Origin of the sequence: Mesorhizobium sp. M7A.T.Ca.US.000.02.2.1 (assembly GCF_003996995.1) — a bacterium.
Classification (GTDB): domain Bacteria; phylum Pseudomonadota; class Alphaproteobacteria; order Rhizobiales; family Rhizobiaceae; genus Mesorhizobium.
Genome location: NZ_RZTT01000092.1, coordinates 1 through 17,124 on the forward strand (window position 1 = coordinate 1; position 17,124 = coordinate 17,124).

The following is a 17,124-nucleotide window of genomic DNA, read 5'->3' on the forward strand; positions in this document are numbered from 1 at the left end:
GTTCCATCCGGCCGCAACTCCCTCTATAAGCCGCCTTCGTTGTCCCGGTTTCAAGGATCCGCCGTTTGTTTCGTTTCTTCCGCTCGACGGAAAACCAGCGCCTCGTTGCGAGGTTGATCCGGGAATCCTTTTATCAGCACAGGTTTGGCTACGGCGCCGCCATCTTGTCGATGCTTGTGGTGGCCGCCACGACCGGCGCCAGCGCCTGGATTCTCAAAGAGATCACCGACGAATTCGTGGTCTTCAAGCGGATTGACCGCGTCAACCTGATTGCGGCGGGGGTCGCCACGATCTTCATTCTCAAGGGTCTCGCCAACTTCATCCAGGCTTATTTCATGAGCCGGGTCGGCAACGCCATCATCGCCGATCGCCAGCGCAAGATCTACGACCGAATCCTGGCGCAAGGCATCGAATTCTACCATTCGACCTCGTCGTCCGACCTGATCACACGCATGACCAACAATGCGCAGGCGGCGCGCAACGTGCTCGACCTCGTTGTCACGTCCTATGTGCGCGATCTGTTGTCGCTGGTTGTCCTGGTAGGAGTCATGGTCTGGCAGCAGCCAGCCTTGTCTATAATCTGCTTCGTCGTCGGCCCCTTGGCTATCTACGGGGTCAACCGCATCCTCAAACGTGTTCGCAAGTTCGCCGCGATGGAGTTTCGCTCGGTCGGCCAGATCGTGCAGGTGATGCAGGAAACGGCAATCGGCGTGCGCGTCGTCAAATCCTTCAACCTCGAAGGCGCAATGCGCAACCGCATGTACAAGGCCGTGTCGGACGTCGAGAACCGGGCCAATAACATCGCGACGCTGGAGGCTGCGACAAGCCCGGTGATGGAGACGCTGGCCGGGCTGGCAATTGCCGGGGCCATCTTCGTCAGCGGCTTCCTGGTCTTGCAGGGCGGCCAGATGCCGGGAAACATCATGGCCTTCATCGGGGCGCTCCTGTTTGCCTATGAGCCGGCAAAGCGCCTTGCGCGCGTGCGCATATCGCTGGAAAGCGGTATTGTCGGCGTGCGCATGATGTTCGAGCTCGCCGACCAGCCGCTGACCCTGGTGGAGAAGCCCGGCGCGAAGCCGCTTCTGGCCGGACCGGGCGAGATCCGGTTCGACGCCGTCGACTTCGCTTATCAAAACGGGCCGCCGGTGCTGGACAGATTCGATCTGACGCTTGCGCCCGGCAAGATGACGGCGCTGGTCGGGCCTTCCGGCGGCGGCAAGTCGACGATTCTAAACCTGATCATGCGCATGTACGACCCGAAGAGCGGCAGGGTGCTGCTCGACGGCCAGGATATTTCCCATGCGACGCTCGCATCGCTGCGGGAAAAGATCGCCTATGTCAGCCAGGATACATTCCTGTTTGCCGGCACCATCATGCACAACATCCGGCTTGGGCGCGAGGGTGCGACCGACGAAGAGGTGATCGCCGCCGCCAAGGCGGCCAACGCCCATGACTTCATCAGCGCACAGGCGAAAGGCTACGAGACGGATGTGGGGGAGAATGGCGGCCTGCTATCGGGCGGCCAACGCCAACGGATTTCGATCGCACGCGCCATGCTGCGCAATGCCGAGATCCTGCTGCTGGACGAAGCGACCAGCGCGCTTGATGCCGAATCGGAAGCGCTGTTCCGCGACGCGCTGCAGCAATTGACGGAAGGCCGCACGACGATCGTCATCGCGCACCGTCTATCGACGGTGCACCAGGCAGACACGATCGTGGTGCTCGAAGCCGGCAAGGTGGTGGAAAGCGGCCCGCACAAGACCTTGCTCAAGCAGGGTGGGCTCTACCAGAAGCTTTATGAGTATCAGTTGATGCCGTGATGGTGTTCCGGATGAGGGGCCTGGGCGCGAACCTTATTCCGGCACAAACCTCACCGCGCCCTTGGCCGCGCTGGTCGTCATGGCGGCATAGGCGCGCAAGGCGGTCGTCACCTTGCGCTTGCGCTTTTCCTCGGGCTTCCAGGCCAAGGCGCCCCTGGCTTCCATCGCCGCCCGGCGGGCAGCGAGTTCCGCCTCATCGACAGCCAGGCGGATGCTGCGGTTCGGGATGTCGATCTCGATCGTATCGCCTTCCTGCACCAGCCCGATCAGCCCGCCTTCCGCGGCTTCCGGCGACGCATGGCCGATCGACAGGCCCGACGTGCCTCCGGAGAAGCGGCCGTCGGTGACCAGAGCGCAGGCCTTGCCGAGCCCTTTCGACTTCAGATAGCTGGTTGGATAAAGCATTTCCTGCATGCCTGGGCCGCCGCGCGGCCCTTCATAGCGGATGACGACCACATCGCCGGCCTTGATCTCGTTGGACAGGATCGCCTTGACGCTGGAATCCTGGCTTTCGAAGACGCGGGCCGGGCCGGTGAACTTCAGGATCGATTCATCGACGCCGGCGGTCTTCACGATACAGCCGTCGAGAGCCAGATTGCCTTTCAGCACGGCGAGGCCGCCATCCCTAGAAAAGGGATGTTCGGTCGAGCGGATGACGCCTTTCTCGCGGTCGAGATCGAGTTCGTCCCAGCGGCGGTCCTGGCTGAAAGCGACCTGTGTCGGCACGCCACCAGGGGCGGCGAGGAAGAAATCACGCACGCTCTGGCTGGTCGTGCGGGAAATATCCCAATGGTCGAGCGCTTCGCCCAGCGTTCGCGTGTGCACCGTCGGCAGGTCGCGGTTGAGCAGGCCGGCATTGTCGAGCTGGCCGAGGATGGCCATGATACCGCCGGCGCGGTGCACGTCTTCCATGTGCACGTCGGACTTGGCCGGAGCAACCTTGCACAGCACCGGCACCTTGCGCGACAGCGCGTCGATGTCGTCCTGATCGAAATCGATCTCGCCTTCATGCGCGGCAGCCAGGATGTGCAGCACGGTGTTGGTCGAGCCGCCCATGGCGATGTCGAGCGTCATGGCGTTCTCGAAGGCGCCCTTCGAGGCAATGTTGCGCGGCAGAGCCGTCTCGTCATCCTGTTCGTAGTAACGCTGGGCGAGATCGACGATCAGGTGGCCGGCCTCGACGAACAGCCGTTTGCGGTCGGCATGCGTCGCCAATGTCGAGCCGTTGCCGGGCAGCGACAGGCCAAGCGCCTCGGTCAGGCAGTTCATCGAATTGGCAGTGAACATGCCCGAGCAGGAGCCGCAGGTCGGGCAGGCCGAGCGCTCGATGACCTTGACGTCCTCGTCGGAGACCCTGTCGTCGGCGGCCGCCACCATGGCATCGACCAGGTCGAGAGCCTGCGTCTTGCCGGCGAGCACCACCTTGCCGGCTTCCATCGGACCGCCGGAAACGAAGACGGTCGGGATGTTGAGGCGCAACGATGCCATCAGCATGCCGGGCGTGATCTTGTCGCAATTGGAGATGCAGACCATGGCGTCGGCACAGTGAGCATTGACCATGTATTCGACGGAATCGGCGATCAGCTCGCGCGACGGCAGCGAATAGAGCATGCCGTCATGGCCCATGGCGATGCCGTCGTCGACGGCGATGGTGTTGAATTCCTTGGCGACGCCGCCGGCCTTCTCGATCTCGCGCGCGACCAACTGGCCGAGATCCTTCAGATGGACATGGCCCGGCACGAACTGGGTGAAGGAGTTGACCACCGCGATGATCGGCTTGCCGAAATCGCTGTCCTTCATGCCGGTGGCGCGCCAGAGGCCGCGAGCGCCGGCCATGTTGCGGCCATGGGTGGTGGTGCGGGAGCGATAGGCAGGCATGTTTTTTCCTTGGTGGCTGGCCACAGCCAGGCATGGCGCGGCGGAGCTGAATTCGGACCGCAGGCGTTATAGACGCGCAAGCCCGGTCTGGCCACAATTTTGCGATGCGCCAGATTCTCTCAAAAAAATGCGTGGCACTGTCGGATGGCGCACTGCATGCCCGTCCTTGGGCAGACGACATGGAAATGGCACCGCGTTCGGAGTCAGCCGTTTCGCCGTAACGCAACCAAACAACCCGAGGAGCACGACATGCAAAAGATCACCACCTGCCTGTGGTTCGACGGCCAGGCCGAAGAGGCCATGAATTTCTACGTCTCCATCTTCAAGAATTCGAAGGTGCTGAGCGTGATGCGCTGGCCCGAGGGCCACGCCGATGAAGGCAAAGTGCTGGTGACCACGTTCGAACTCGACGGGGTGCAGTTCCAGGCGCTCAACGGCGGACCGCAGTTCAAGCACACCGAGGCGATGTCGCAGTCGATCGACTGCAAGACGCAGGAAGAGGTGGATTACTTCTGGGACAAGCTCATCGAAGGTGGCGGCCAACCGTCGCAATGCAGCTGGCTGAAGGATAAATTCGGCGTCTCCTGGCAGGTTGTGCCGGAGCAGCTGCCGCGCCTGCTGCTGGATCCGGACCGGGACAAGGCCGGCCGCGTGATGTCGGCGATGATGCAGATGAGCAAGATCGACATCGCCAGGATCGAGGAAGCGGCGAGAGGATAGTCGAGGGTCGGCGCTCCCCCGTGAACGGGGAGAAGGGAAAACTGGCGCCTACGCCGCCTTGTCGCGGACCTGATAGTCCTTGATCGTGGCAAACTTGATCGCCTTCCAGCGTTCCGCTTCGTAGTTCAGCGAGAAAGCGTGCTGGGCGAGGAACACCGGATCATTGTCGAGGTCGCGGGCGATGTCACCGCGATGCGCCTCGATGAAGCGAAGCGTCTCGGCTTTGTCGTCAGCCGATATCCAGCGACAGACTGAAAACCGCGACATCTCGAATTCGACCGGCAGCGTGTATTCGAAGTTCAGCCGTTCCTTCAGCACGTCGAGCTGCAGCGCGCCGACGACGCCGACGATGGCCGGCGAGCCATCCTCCGGCGAAAACAGCTGCACGACGCCCTCCTCTGCCATCTGGTGCAGCGCTTCCTTGAGTTTTTTCGCCTTCATCGCGTCGCCGAGGCGCACACGACGCAGGATTTCCGGGGCGAAATTCGGAACGCCGCGGAACAGTATCTCCTCGCCTTCGGTCAGCGTGTCGCCGATGCGCAGCGTGCCATGGTTGGGGATGCCGACGACATCACCGGCAAAAGCCTCGTCAGCGGTGACGCGGGTCCGGGCAAAGAAGAACTGCGGCGCCGACAACGACATCGGTTTTCCCGTGCGCACCAGCTTGGCCTTCATGCCGCGCTCGAGCTTACCCGAACAGACGCGGACGAAGGCAATGCGGTCGCGGTGATTGGGATCCATGTTGGCCTGGATCTTGAAGACGAACGACGTCATCTTCTCCTCGGTCGCCTCGACCTTGCGGGTGTCGGCCTCCTGCGCGCGCGGCGGCGGTCCAAAAGCACCGAGCGCCTCGATCAGGTCGCGCACGCCATAATTGCGCAGCGCCGAACCGAAATAGACCGGCGTCAGATGGCCCTCGCGGAAGGCTTCTATATCAAGGGGTCTGCACGCTTCTCGCGCGAGCTCCAGTTCCTCGATGAAGGCTTCGCGCTCGTTTTCCGGCAGCAGGCCGGCGACGCGGTTGGAATCGGGACCGTTGACCGGCGTGCGTTCTTTCTCCGCGTCGCCCCTGCGCACGGCATTCAGCGCCAGATGATAGGTGCCGGCAAAATTCTTGCCGCGGCCGATCGGCCAGGTGACGGGGGAAGTATCCAGCGCCAGCTTCTGTTCGATCTCGTCCAAAATCTCGAACGGATCGCGGCTTTCGCGGTCCATCTTGTTGATGAAGGTGATGATCGGGATATCGCGCAGGCGGCAGACTTCGAAAAGCTTCAGCGTGCGCGGCTCGATGCCCTTGGCGGCATCGATGACCATGACCGCCGAGTCGACCGCCGACAGCGTGCGGTAGGTGTCGTCGGCGAAATCCTCGTGGCCGGGCGTGTCGAGCAGGTTGAAGACATTGTCCTCATACTCGAAGGTCATCACCGAGGTGACGACCGAGATGCCGCGCTCGCGCTCGATCTTCATCCAGTCGGACCGCGTCTGGATCTTGTCCTTCTTGGCCTTGACCTCGCCGGCGAGCTGGATGGCGCCGCCGAACAGCAGCAGCTTTTCGGTGAGCGTCGTCTTGCCGGCGTCCGGGTGCGCGATGATCGCGAAGGTGCGGCGGCGCGCCACTTCTTCTTCTATTGCTTCGGGCATTCTCTGGGATTTCCGTGTGACAGGCCGGGCTTCTAGCAGCGCAGTGCCGGCCTGTCGACCGGTCCGGCGGCTCGGGCGCTGCTGATCGCCGCCTCACCGTCAGAGCATACAGCTCAGTCGTGCTGTGGCTCCGGCCAGTGCATTGCCGCATATTTTACGCTGCGCGATGTTGGCAAGCGGCTGCCGGGATGGCACTGGATGAACATCCCTCCGGATGACGAGGCAGAGGAGCAAGCATGACTGCGGCGAAACAAGTAATCGTCATCGGCGCCGGCATCATCGGTGCCTCCACCGCCTGGCATCTGAGCAGAGCGGGTGCGCAAGTGACGGTGATTGCCGACAGTGCTGCCGGTGGGGTGGCGACGCCAAATTCGTTCGCCTGGATCAACGCCAGCTGGGGCAATCCGGAGCCCTATTTCCGGCTGCGCATCCGCGCCATGGCCGAATGGTCGCGGCTGGCGCAGGACCTGCCCGACCTGCCGCTGAGCTGGTGCGGCGGCCTGTGCTGGGACTTACCGGCGGCCGACATGGAAACCTACGCCACGGAACATTCCGCCTGGGGCTATGGCATCAGCCAAGTCGACCGCGCCGGTGCAGCGCGCATCGAACCCAATCTCACCGAGCTTCCGGATTTTGCCCTGCATGTTGCCGAAGAAGGTGTCGCAGAGCCCGTGGCCGCCGTCCGTGCCCTATTGGCAGACGCGAAGCGACATGGCGCGAAGACCATCTCCAGCACGGTGACGGCCCTGGTCCAGACCGGCGGCAGGATCACCGGTGTCGACACATCGCATGGCCTGATTGCATCGGACGAGGTGGTGGTCGCGGCCGGCGTTGGCTCGCCGGAGATCGCCGCGACCGCCGGGATCAACCTGCCGATCGAAACGCCGCCCGGCCTGATCGTCCATTCGCGACCGCACGAAAAGCTGCTCAACGGGCTGGTGCTGGCCGAGCGGCTGCACATGCGCCAGACGGCGGAAGGCCGCATCATCGCCGGCTCGGATTTCGGCGGCGCCGATCCGGGCATGGATGCCGAAGCCACCGCCCACGCCCTGTTTGCGGCCATGAAGGCCATGCTGCGCGACAGCGATGGGTTGGAACTCGATTTCCACACGGTCGGCTACCGGCCGACGCCGATCGACGGCTTTCCGATCATTGGCCGCGCCGAGGGCTTGGACGGTGTCTATGTCGCCGTCATGCATTCCGGCATCACGTTGGCGCCGGCCATCGGCCTGTTCGCCGCTCGGGAAATCCTCGACGGCGAGCGCGACCCCTTACTTGCCCCTTATGGATTGTCGCGTTTCGCTCAATAGGCGGGCGGACGCCGAAAGCCGCCGGTCAGTGGTTCGATTGCCCTGGCGATGCCGAGCAGCTGTGACTCCGACCAGCGTTTGCCGACCAGTTGCAAGCCGATCGGCAAGCCCTCGCTGCCCTGTCCGCATGGGATGGAAAGCGCCGGATGGCCGCTGTAGTTGAAGACAGCGCCATAGGCCGGCAGCATCCAGTAGCTCTGCTCCTTGCCGTCGACCGTGACCGGCGTGCCCGGCTCGCAATGCGGGAAGGCGGAAGTCATGGCGACCGGGCAGAGCAGCGCGTCATGGTTTTCGAAAAACCGGTCCCAGGCGAGAATGGACCTGTCGCGGCGGGCGAGTGCCTCGAACCAATGCGAGACCGGTGTCGGGTTCTCCGGCGACTCCGGCTGGGCGGCCTCCAGCATCATGCCGATCAGCGCGCCGCCCTGCTCCAGATCGTGGTGCAGATCGAGTTTCGGCAGTTTTGCCTCCTCAACGAGGGCACCGGCCGATTGCAGCTGCCTAGCGAGGTTTTCGACCGCGGCGCTGATGTCGCCGGCCACCGGAAAGCCGGGAAAGGACGGCGCGAAGGCGATGCGCAATGTCCTAGGGTCGAGCTTCGGCATATCCTGGACCGGCACCGGGGCAAGATCGGTGTCGCTTCCATCCGGGCCGGCGATGATTTGATAGATCAGCGCCAAATCTTGCACGCTGCGTGCCAACGGCCCGAGGCAGGACATCAGCCGCACGCTGCGCGCGGCACCGCCGGGATCGGGGAAGGCACCGGCCAGCGAGACACGATGCTCCGTCGGTTTGAGGCCATAGACACCGCAGAAGGCGGCCGGCAGGCGGATCGAATCCTGCATGTCGGTGCCCACATCGAAAGGCGTCATCCCCGAGCAAAGTGCGGCCGCGGCGCCACCACTGGAGCCGCCCGCCGTGCGCTCGAGGTCCCATGGATTGCTGGTGCGGCCAAACAGCGGATTGTTCGACTGCCAGTCCGACAGCATTGTCGCGACATTGGTCTTGGCCATCAGCACGCCGCCGGCCGCTTTCAGTCTGATGACGACCGGGCTGTCCTGCTTGGCGACATGGTCGGCAAAGGGCGGGAAGCCGACCGTGGTCCTTATGCCTGACGTTTCGTGCATGTCTTTCAGCGTGAACGGCACGCCATGAAGAGGTCCGGGTGCGGCGCCGCGCGCCTGGGCAGCGTCCGCCTTCTTGGCACGCTCGCGGGCGCCTTCCCTGTCGAGCGAGATGACGGCATTCACCGCATGGTTGTGCGCATCGATTTGCGCCAGATGCGCGTCGAGGGCTTCGACGGCGGAGATTTTGCGCTTTGCGATGGCTGCGGCCAGTTCGACGGTTGAGGAGAAGGCGATGTCCATGAGGAATGCTCCGGCTTGGCCGCGCGTGCCTGACCAAATGGCGGATAGCGGCGCGATTTCAAGCGGAGTTGAGCATTCGGTATTCGCTAGTGCTTGATCGAAGTTGTGCTGCCGATGTCGGCACTCTACGGCGCCCCCCTCTGGCCTGCCGGCCATCTCCCCCTCAAGTGGGGAGATTGGATAGCGTCACGGCTTTCGCCAATCTTCAACGTTGCAAGAACGCGCGGTCGGCGAAGCTGCCAATCTCCCCACTTGAGGGGGAGATGTCCGGCAGGACAGAGGGGGGCGCTGGCCCGCGACTTTGCAGCATTTGCGATCCGGCGAAGAAACTTACCCGACCAGCGCCAGCTTTGCCGCCGCTGGAGCAAACGGGCGAATGCTGATGCCGTCCCGCGTCATCGTGACAAAACTCGATGGCGGGATCGCTTGCCAGTCGCCGCCCTCGCGGTCGAACGGCTCGGACACGATGCAGCGGCCGCCGCCCTTGCGCAAGACGGAGGTGTAGAGCGTCGGCGCGTGGGCGTCGGTGGCATAGCGCACCGCATGCAGCGCCTGTCCATCCGAGAAGGCGGCGGTGAGCTTCAGCGCTGGTTCGAGGCCGGCGCGGCGCGAGGCTTCGAGCACGCGGCTAGTGGCGCGGGACACCGCGCCTTGCGGATCGCCGGCCAACCCTTCGTCGATCATCAGCAGGAAAAAGAGTTCGGAATCGGTGGTGCCTTCGCGCTGGTCGAAGACGGCGTCTGACAGCGAATTCTCCAGCGCGCGGCGGATCTTCTCGAAGCCGCCGATCTGGCCGTTGTGCATGAACGACCAGGCGCCGGAGATGAACGGATGGCAATTCATGCGGCTGGTGGCGCCGCCGGTGGACGCCCGTACATGGGCGAGGAACAGGCCGGATTTGATCTGCCGGCACAGGCTTTTCAGATTGGGATCGGACCAGGCCGGCAGGATATCGCGATAGAGACCCGGCTCCGGGCGGTCGCCATACCAGGCAAGGCCGAAGCCGTCGCCATTGGTCGGCGATTTCGCTTCCTGGGCGCAATGGCTCTGGGCGATCAGCGAGTGACAGGGCGCCGTGAGGATGTCTTCGAGAAAGACCGCTTCACCGAGATAGGCCGCCCACCGGCACATCGCTTCTGTCGTCCTCTAGGCGCGATCCATAAGAGCCGCAGGCTCCTTGATCGCGTGTGTGCCTCTGTTGTGCGTCCGCTCGTAAAGCTCGCGAACGATTCGGCTGGCGGTAGTTTCAAACAGAAATGGCAAGAAAGCATGAACGAGCGCAGCACAAGCCGCCATCAACAGGCGCGACGAAAACCAGGCGGCAAAGCCCATGTGGCTGAAATAGGTTTCGCCGACCTTGGCCGGATGAGAGGTGAAAATCTTGGCGACCGACATGCTGGTTCCCCTTCAGCGCTTCAAGTTCCTGATATGAGTATCCTGACACGCTTCGCCGGTTCATCGGTCTCAAAATGTCCTTGTATTTCGGTGATTCTTGGGACAAACATCCCACATGACGCTGGAAATTGACGAAATCGACCGGAAATTGCTCACTGAGCTGCAGCGCGACGGCACGCTGTCGGTCGACCAGCTGTCGGAACGGGTGGCGCTGTCGCGCAATGCCTGCTGGCGCCGAGTGAGGCGGCTGGAAGAGGCTGGTGTCATCACCGGCAGGGTGGCGCTGGTCGATGCCGAAAAGCTCGGGCTTGGCCTTTCCGTCTTCATCCTGATCCGCACGTCCAACCACGATCCGGAGTGGCTGCAGAAGTTCCGGGCGGCGGTGACCGGCTTTCCCGAGATCATCGGCGTCTACCGCATGTCCGGCGACCTCGATTATGTCTTGCGCGCCCGCGTCGCCGACGTGAAGGCCTATGACCGGCTCTATCAGCGGCTGATTGCCAAGGTGGCGCTGTCGGACGTTTCCGCGTCGTTCGTGATGGAGGAAATCAAGGAAACGACCGTCGTTCCGATGGAACTGCGTTAGCGTGCGGCGTGCCGGGGGACGACAGGTTGGACGCTGTCAGCAGCCAACATCTCGTCATTCCCGGCCAACCATCTCAGGCGCTCGAGATTAACCAAAGCCTCCCCACCTTCGTCATCCACGGACGGAGCAGGAGCGAAGCTCCGTCGCGAAGACCCGAGGATGACGAAGGTGGCGGGCGTTTACCCCAATAGCCAAGGCATGCGGTCCGTCAACGCAAGCGCATCCGAATCGTCAAACCTTCTGCGCAGACGAACCAGGTCACAGTGCCGCCCAAAAGAAAGCCGTTGATAGATTTACAGTCGAGTTGACCGAATCGCCGTTCGCGCCGATAGGATCGATTTTATGCGCGCAGCCCTTCAAACTTCCTCCGTCATCGGTCCGACCGTCGGCTTCGTCAGGTTGCCGCATGCTGAAGGACTTCCCCTTCCCGCCTATGAAAGCACTGGTGCCGCCGGCATGGATCTGCGCGCCGCTGTGCCGGACGACCGGCCGCTGCTGATCCTTCCGGGAAAGCGCGCTCTGGTGCCGACCGGGCTGATCCTGGAAATTCCGGAAGGCATGGAGGGCCAGGTGCGGCCGCGCTCCGGACTTGCTTTCAAGCACGGCCTGACCGTCCTCAACACGCCCGGCACCATCGACAGCGACTATCGCGGCGAGGTGAAGGTGCTGCTGATCAATCTCGGCGACGAGGACTTTGCCGTGACGCGCGGCATGCGCATCGCCCAGATCATCTTCGCTGCGGTGGCCCAGGCGACCGTGGAAGAGCGCAGTCTGGCCGGTGGTACGGCGCGTGGCGCGGGCGGGTTCGGATCGACCGGCACCGCCTGATGCCTGAACTGCCTAAGCTTGTCATCTTCGACTGCGACGGGATCCTGGTCGATACAGAGAACCTGGCCAATCGGCGTCTCGCCGAATGGCTGACCGCTGCCGGCTATCCGACAAGCTTCGAATATTGCCGCAAGAATTTCTCCGGCCGCAGCATGGCGTCGGTGCAGAAAGAGATCGAAGAAGAGACCAGCGTCAGGCTCGGCGCCGGTTTCGTCGATCGCTGGAACGCCGGCCTGCCGGACCTGTTTGCCCACGGCGTCGAAGCGATCCCCTACGTCCGCGAGTTCGTCGAAGCCGTGCGTTCAGCCGGTATCGCCTATTGCGTCGCCACCTCGGCCCGGGTGTCGAAGATGCACATCACGCTTGGCCAGACCGGGCTGCTGCCGCTGTTCGAACACGCGATGTTTTCCTCGACCATGGTCAGCCGTGGCAAGCCGTTCCCGGACCTGTTCCTGCATGCGGCCAAGACCATGGGCTTCGCGCCTGCCGACTGCATCGTCATCGAGGACAGCGTCGCCGGCACGCAGGCCGGGATCGCCGCCGGCATGCGGGTGTTTTCCTACCATGCCGATCCCTATTCCGACCGCGCCGGCCTGATCCAGGCCGGCGGCATCCTGTTCGACGACATGCGCGAGCTGGCCGGGCTGGTGCCGATCCACTGACCTGATCTTCAGCCTGCAGCTGTACGCCTCGATTGTCCGTGCTAGCTTGGCGCCGCCAACTCGAGGCCACGCATGAACCCCAGCCTGCTCCGCCTCATCCTCGCCTTGATGCTGGCGCCGTTTCTATGGACCGCGGCCGGCGCGCAAGCCATCAGCTTTCCGGAGCTCGGCAGCGCTCTGCCCGGCCGCACGGATGTCACCTATCTCGACCTCGCGAGGATGGTCATTCCGGATCTCGCTGCGGACAAACACGGCTTCTATAGGGGTGGGTTGCCGATCGAGATGCGTCATATCGAGGGACCGGACAGCGGCGGTTCGCCGCCCGAGACTTCGGGCTTTTCCAATGCCGCGGTGCTCGCCATCAAGGCCGGCGGCAAGGATCGGCTGACCATGCTGTTCGACCTTGGCGATTCTCCCGACAGCGCCGAAGGCTATGCGGTGCTGGCGCTCTACGACATCACGGCCAAGCCAAAGCTGCTCGACGCCGTCAATGTCGCGCTCGACCGCGGCACCTATTTCCGCGAACCGGGCAAGCTTTCCGTCGGCGCCAACGATGACGTCCTCATCACCATGAGCGCGCATTTCAATTCGAGCCAGAACTATGTGATCACGCCGCTGATCATGATCCGCGACGACAAGTTCGAACCGATCGACATGATCTATACGTTCGATGAAAACCTGTGCGCCTACAGCCGCAAGCAGGATGTAGCTTTTCAGGGCATTGCCGATGGTCAGCCTTATGCCGCCATCAAGGTGACCGTGACCGACTCTACTGTGCTGAACGGCGAAAGCTGCGACGACACTCCGCCCAGACCAGAGTCCCACGAGATCTCCGTCACCTATCACTGGGACAAGAAGACATCGCGCTACACCAAGGATTCCGACGCGCTGGACAAATTGGCAGGAGAGAACGCCAATCGCTTCTGAACCAACCGCATTCGTTTGCCCGGTCAAATCGGGCAGGATAAAATCCGCTTAGCCACACCGCACATGATGGGGGAACTACCATGGACAAGGGCAAGATCTTTCGCGACCTGCATGCCTCGACCTTCGTCATGCCCAATCCCTGGGATATTGGCACGACGAAGCTGCTGGCCTCGTTCGGTTTCACGGCGCTGGCGACGACCAGCGCCGGCTTTGCTTTTTCACGCGGCCTGCCGGATGGCGCCGTAACCTTCGACCAGATGATCCACCATTGCCGCGAGGTGACGGCGGCGACCAGCCTGCCTGTCTCCGCCGACCTCGAGAAAGGCAAGGGCGACAGCGCCGAGCAGGCCGCCGAAACCATCTTCGCGGCGGAAGCGGCCGGTCTTGCCGGCTGCTCGATCGAGGACCACACCGGCGATCCGGACAAGCCGATCTATGATTTCGCGCACGCCGTCGAGCGCGTTGCGGCGGCGGTGGAAGCGGCGCGGGCGCTGAAGCGCGATTTCGTCTTCACCGCGCGGGCCGAGAATTTCCTGTGGGGCAAGTCCGACCTCAACGACACCATCAAGCGGCTGCAGGCCTTCGAGAAGGCCGGCGCCGACGTGCTCTATGCGCCCGGCATCGGCGACGTCGAGATGATCCGCACGCTCTGCTCGGCGGTCAACAAGCCGGTCAATGTCATGGCAAAGCCTGGCTTCACCATCGCCGACCTCGCCATGGCCGGCGTCAAGCGCATCTCGCTCGGGCCGTGGCTGACCAATTTCGCCTATGGCATGCTGGAAACGGCGGCGCGCGAGATCCAGCAGGACGGCACCTTCGGCTTCACCCGCGCCGCCATGCCGTTCGGCAAATTGCAAGCCCTCTTCGGCAAGTCTTCAGCTTGAACGGGGCCCATCGCATGACGCTCACCGTCGTCGATATGCATACCGGCGGCGAGCCGCTCAGGATCGTCACCGGCGGCTATCCCAGTGTCCCCAAGGGCACGATCCTGGAAAAGCGCGCCTATGTGCGCGACCATCTCGATCATCTCAGGAAGATCCTGATGTTCGAGCCGCGCGGCCATTACGACATGTATGGCGCCTTGCTGGTCGAACCCGACCTGCCCGGCGCCGACCTCGCCGTGCTGTTCATGCACAATGAGGGTTATTCGACGATGTGCGGCCACGCCATCGTCGCGCTCGGCCGCTACGCTGTAGATGAAGGATTGGTGGCGAAACAGGAACCAATCACGACAGTCAATATCGAGGCGCCGTGCGGGCTGGTCGTCGCCTCCGTCGAGGTCAGGGACGGCAAGGCCGGTGCGGTGGCGTTCGAAAGCGTGCCAGCGTTCCTGTTCGCCGGCGGCCAGACAATAGAGCTGGCGGGCCACGGCACGATCGGCTTCGACGTCGCCTATGGCGGGGCTTTCTACGCGCTGGCCGATTGTCACCAATTCGGGCTCGAATTCGGCAAAAGCCGGGTGCGCGATTTCGTCGATGCGGCAACGGCGCTGACGGACAGGCTCAAGGCCGAATTTCCGCTGTCGCATCCCGACCACGGCGACCTTGCCTTCCTCTACGGCACCATCCTGACCGATGGCCGCGATGCTTTTTCCGATGGGGTGACCAAGAACATCTGCGTCTTCGCCGAGGCGGAGGTCGACCGCTCGCCGACCGGCTCCGGCGTCACCGCAAGGCTGGCGGCCATGCATGCCAAGGGCGAGATCGCGATCGGACAGACGCGCACATTCGAAAGCATTGCCGGCTCGCGGTTTTCGGGAGCCGTGGTGCGGACGGCGAAGGCTGGCCCGCACGGGGCGATCATCGCCCGCGTCGGCGGCCGCGCCTATTATAGTGGCAGGACGGAGTTTATCGTCGAAGCGGACGACGAGCTCGGACGCGGATTCCTGTTGCGCTGAAGAAAATGCTCAGCGGCGCGAGGAGCGAGCCACTTCCCGCACCGAGATCGCCTTGTGCAGATGCACCATCACGGCGGCGGCGAAGAGCGGCGTCAGCAGGTTGAGCAACGGCACGGCGAGGAAAGCCGCGATGAGCAGCCCGGCGAGAAACACCGTGCCGGCATAGTGCCTGCGCAAGGCCCTGGCCTCTTCTTCCCCGCGAAAGCGCATGGCAGCGAATTCGAAGAACTCGCGCCCGAGCAGATAGCCGTTGACGATAAAGAAGGCGGCTATGTTGACGCCCGGCACCAGCAGAAGCAGCAGGGCGACGATGTTGCCGAGAATGACGACGCCGAGGAATCGCGCCGACAGCACCAGCGAGCGCAGCGCCGGCATGGCGCGACCGGTCGGATCGCCGGGATAGTCGGTGCGCTCGACCACTTCGGCGATATCGTCGAGGAACAGGCCGGCGACAGCAGCCGTCACCGGCGCGATGAGCAATGCCATGCCGAAGGCAAGCACTATCGCGGCGATGATGCCACCCAGCCAGCCGGCCCAGGACGGTATGCCGGGCAACAGCGTCTGCAGCCACGGCAGGGCGAGCCACTCGACGAGGCTGGTCAGGCCGAACCACAAGGCGACAAGCGCCAGCAGCGTCAGACCCAATGTCTTGAGGAACACGGCCCGAAAGGGAGGCGAGAGCAGCTCGAGGGCCGCGGTGCGGGCAGCGTCGAAAATCACCGTGCTTTACCCCCAGGTCACACCATACACCGTCGAAAAGGCGGATGCTTCCGAGATAAGCAGAGCACGGCATGAGCGCAAGCAGGCCGGTTCTTTTGCTTTGACGCAATCCCCAAGGGGAGAGCGCTATGCGCTTTTCCCGGGAAAACCGCTTCACACTTGTCCTGGAATTGCTCTACCGCGCAAACGCCGGCTTTCGAACCGGAATGGTCATGGCAGCGACCCCAGCCACGACAAAACCCATGCCCAGCCATGCCGTCGAGCCTAGGCTTTCGCCGAGGAAAAGGGCGCCGATGCCGACGCCGATCGGCACCCGCAGATAGGCCTGCGAGGTGGTGCCGACCGAACCCAGGGTGTGGATGAGGCGGAAATAGATGACGAAGGCCAATGCGGTGGAAAACACCGACAGGCCGAGCAGGGCCAGAATCGATGCGGCCGAAGGCGCCAGCGTCCACGGCTGGTCGAACACCAGACTGAGGGGCACGAGGATGACGGCGCCGCACAGCATCGAACCCGCGGCAGGCAGCATCGGATCGAGACCCTTGAAGCCGCGGCCGAAAATGGCGGCCCCGGCATAGCAGATTGTTGCCGCTACGATGGCCAACTGCGCCCACAACTCGTGACCGAGACCACCCAGTGCCTGCGTGCCTATGATGAGACAGATGCCGGCAATGCCGGCGCCGACGCCAATCAGCTTGCGCACCGTGACCGGCTCGTGGCGGGTGATGAGCGCTGTCAAGAGGAAGGTGAAGATCGGCGAGGTCGCATTCAGGATGGTGGCGAGGCCGGCATCGACCGAACGTTCCGCTGCGGCGATCAGGGTGAACGGGATGACGCTGTTGAGGCAGGCCTGGAAGGCGAAGCGGCGCCAGCTTGCCGCATCGCCCGGCATGGCGAGCCCGCGCCAGCGGAGGATGGCAAACAAGATACCACCGGCAATCAGGGTGCGGGCGGCGATGAAGGTGACCGGCGGGATGGTTTCGACTCCGATCTTGATGAAGGTGTAGGAGGCGCCCCAGAGCACCGCCAGCACGACGAGCAGCGCAAGGTCGGTGGTCATGTCGTTCTTTGCAGGCTCGTTCTTTGTCGGCATGGCTCGCCTTCAAACGGGATCGGGTGAGCCAGGCTTGTAGGCGGTCCGGCGATGAAATGCTTCGGCCACGGTCGAATTGTCATAGCGCCTCGCGGCTGATGCGCTTTTGCCTGTTCCGCCAAAGTTGCGTGTCACGCCCTAGGCAAACCGGTTTCAAATCGCTAGACCCGCGCCGGACCGGCGTGGCAAGAAGCCGGCTCGGGTTTTGGCGGAGATTTTGATGCCGGATTATGACGTGCTTTGCATCGGCAATGCCATTGTCGACATCATCGCCCAGTGC

Annotated in this window: 17 protein-coding genes; 9 read left to right on the plus strand and 8 right to left on the minus strand. The window is 63.3% G+C overall.

Annotated features, from left to right (window positions below; all coding sequences use genetic code 11):
- Positions 1–65 precede the first annotated feature (65 nt).
- Positions 66–1,820, plus strand: a complete 1,755-nt coding sequence (locus tag EOD15_RS11515) for an ABC transporter ATP-binding protein (RefSeq protein ID WP_127319192.1) — start codon at positions 66–68, stop codon at positions 1,818–1,820.
- Positions 1,821–1,853: 33 nt separating this feature from the next.
- Here the strand turns inward: EOD15_RS11515 and ilvD are convergent, their stop codons facing one another.
- On the minus strand, positions 1,854–3,698 hold the full coding sequence (gene ilvD, locus EOD15_RS11520; protein WP_127266619.1) for a dihydroxy-acid dehydratase: 1,845 nt from the start codon (positions 3,696–3,698) through the stop codon (positions 1,854–1,856).
- Between the two features lie 249 nt (positions 3,699–3,947).
- Between ilvD and EOD15_RS11525 the strand changes: the two genes are divergently transcribed.
- On the plus strand, positions 3,948–4,418 hold the full coding sequence (locus EOD15_RS11525) for a VOC family protein (RefSeq protein ID WP_127319190.1): 471 nt from the start codon (positions 3,948–3,950) through the stop codon (positions 4,416–4,418).
- Between the two features lie 48 nt (positions 4,419–4,466).
- Here the strand turns inward: EOD15_RS11525 and EOD15_RS11530 are convergent, their stop codons facing one another.
- Positions 4,467–6,059 carry a peptide chain release factor 3 gene (locus tag EOD15_RS11530; protein ID WP_127319188.1) on the minus strand — a complete coding sequence of 531 codons (1,593 nt, stop codon included), beginning with the start codon at positions 6,057–6,059 and terminating at the stop codon, positions 4,467–4,469.
- A 236-nt stretch (positions 6,060–6,295) separates the two neighbouring features.
- Between EOD15_RS11530 and EOD15_RS11535 the strand changes: the two genes are divergently transcribed.
- Complete coding sequence (locus EOD15_RS11535; RefSeq protein WP_127319186.1) at positions 6,296–7,369, plus strand: FAD-binding oxidoreductase; 1,074 nt, start codon at positions 6,296–6,298, stop codon at positions 7,367–7,369.
- Here the strand turns inward: EOD15_RS11535 and EOD15_RS11540 are convergent.
- From EOD15_RS11540 to EOD15_RS11555, 3 genes are all read right to left on the minus strand, one after another.
- Entirely contained in the window at positions 7,363–8,736 is a 1,374-nt protein-coding gene (locus EOD15_RS11540; RefSeq protein WP_127319184.1) for an amidase, read from the minus strand. The genes EOD15_RS11535 and EOD15_RS11540 overlap by 7 nt on opposite strands.
- 330 nt (positions 8,737–9,066) lie before the next feature.
- Complete coding sequence (locus EOD15_RS11550; protein ID WP_127266625.1) at positions 9,067–9,867, minus strand: class II glutamine amidotransferase; 801 nt, start codon at positions 9,865–9,867, stop codon at positions 9,067–9,069.
- Positions 9,868–9,882: 15 nt separating this feature from the next.
- On the minus strand, positions 9,883–10,131 hold the full coding sequence (locus EOD15_RS11555; RefSeq protein WP_127323170.1) for a DUF6356 family protein: 249 nt from the start codon (positions 10,129–10,131) through the stop codon (positions 9,883–9,885).
- Positions 10,132–10,246: 115 nt separating this feature from the next.
- Here EOD15_RS11555 and EOD15_RS11560 point away from each other — a divergent pair, with 115 nt between their 5' ends.
- The 6 genes from EOD15_RS11560 (at position 10,247) to EOD15_RS11585 (ending at position 15,031) form a co-directional block, all read left to right on the plus strand.
- The gene (locus EOD15_RS11560; protein WP_127332244.1) at positions 10,247–10,717 is read left to right on the plus strand and encodes an Lrp/AsnC family transcriptional regulator; all 471 of its coding nucleotides are present in this window, start codon (positions 10,247–10,249) and stop codon (positions 10,715–10,717) included.
- Between the two features lie 342 nt (positions 10,718–11,059).
- Positions 11,060–11,545 carry a dUTP diphosphatase gene (gene dut, locus EOD15_RS11565; RefSeq protein ID WP_127321744.1) on the plus strand — a complete coding sequence of 162 codons (486 nt, stop codon included), beginning with the start codon at positions 11,060–11,062 and terminating at the stop codon, positions 11,543–11,545.
- Positions 11,545–12,207 carry an HAD family phosphatase gene (locus tag EOD15_RS11570; protein WP_127408497.1) on the plus strand — a complete coding sequence of 221 codons (663 nt, stop codon included), beginning with the start codon at positions 11,545–11,547 and terminating at the stop codon, positions 12,205–12,207. The genes dut and EOD15_RS11570 overlap by 1 nt, the downstream gene beginning before the upstream one ends.
- Positions 12,208–12,279: 72 nt before the next feature.
- Positions 12,280–13,134, plus strand: coding sequence for a hypothetical protein (locus EOD15_RS11575; RefSeq protein WP_127321745.1), 855 nt, complete (start codon positions 12,280–12,282; stop codon positions 13,132–13,134).
- Positions 13,135–13,214: 80 nt separating this feature from the next.
- Positions 13,215–14,018: an oxaloacetate decarboxylase gene (locus tag EOD15_RS11580; RefSeq protein WP_127408498.1), complete on the plus strand. Its 804-nt coding sequence runs from the start codon at positions 13,215–13,217 to the stop codon at positions 14,016–14,018.
- Between the two features lie 14 nt (positions 14,019–14,032).
- Complete coding sequence (locus tag EOD15_RS11585) at positions 14,033–15,031, plus strand: proline racemase family protein (protein ID WP_127321747.1); 999 nt, start codon at positions 14,033–14,035, stop codon at positions 15,029–15,031.
- Positions 15,032–15,040: 9 nt separating this feature from the next.
- Here EOD15_RS11585 and EOD15_RS11590 read toward each other — a convergent pair whose 3' ends face one another.
- The 3 genes from EOD15_RS11590 to EOD15_RS36265 all read right to left on the minus strand — a co-directional run.
- Complete coding sequence (locus EOD15_RS11590) at positions 15,041–15,751, minus strand: sulfate transporter family protein (RefSeq protein ID WP_127321748.1); 711 nt, start codon at positions 15,749–15,751, stop codon at positions 15,041–15,043.
- Between the two features lie 175 nt (positions 15,752–15,926).
- Positions 15,927–16,811: an EamA family transporter gene (locus tag EOD15_RS11600; RefSeq protein WP_164761879.1), complete on the minus strand. Its 885-nt coding sequence runs from the start codon at positions 16,809–16,811 to the stop codon at positions 15,927–15,929.
- Positions 16,812–16,923: 112 nt separating this feature from the next.
- On the minus strand, positions 16,924–17,124 hold a 201-nt coding region (locus EOD15_RS36265; RefSeq protein ID WP_210212191.1), incomplete at its 5' end, for a hypothetical protein.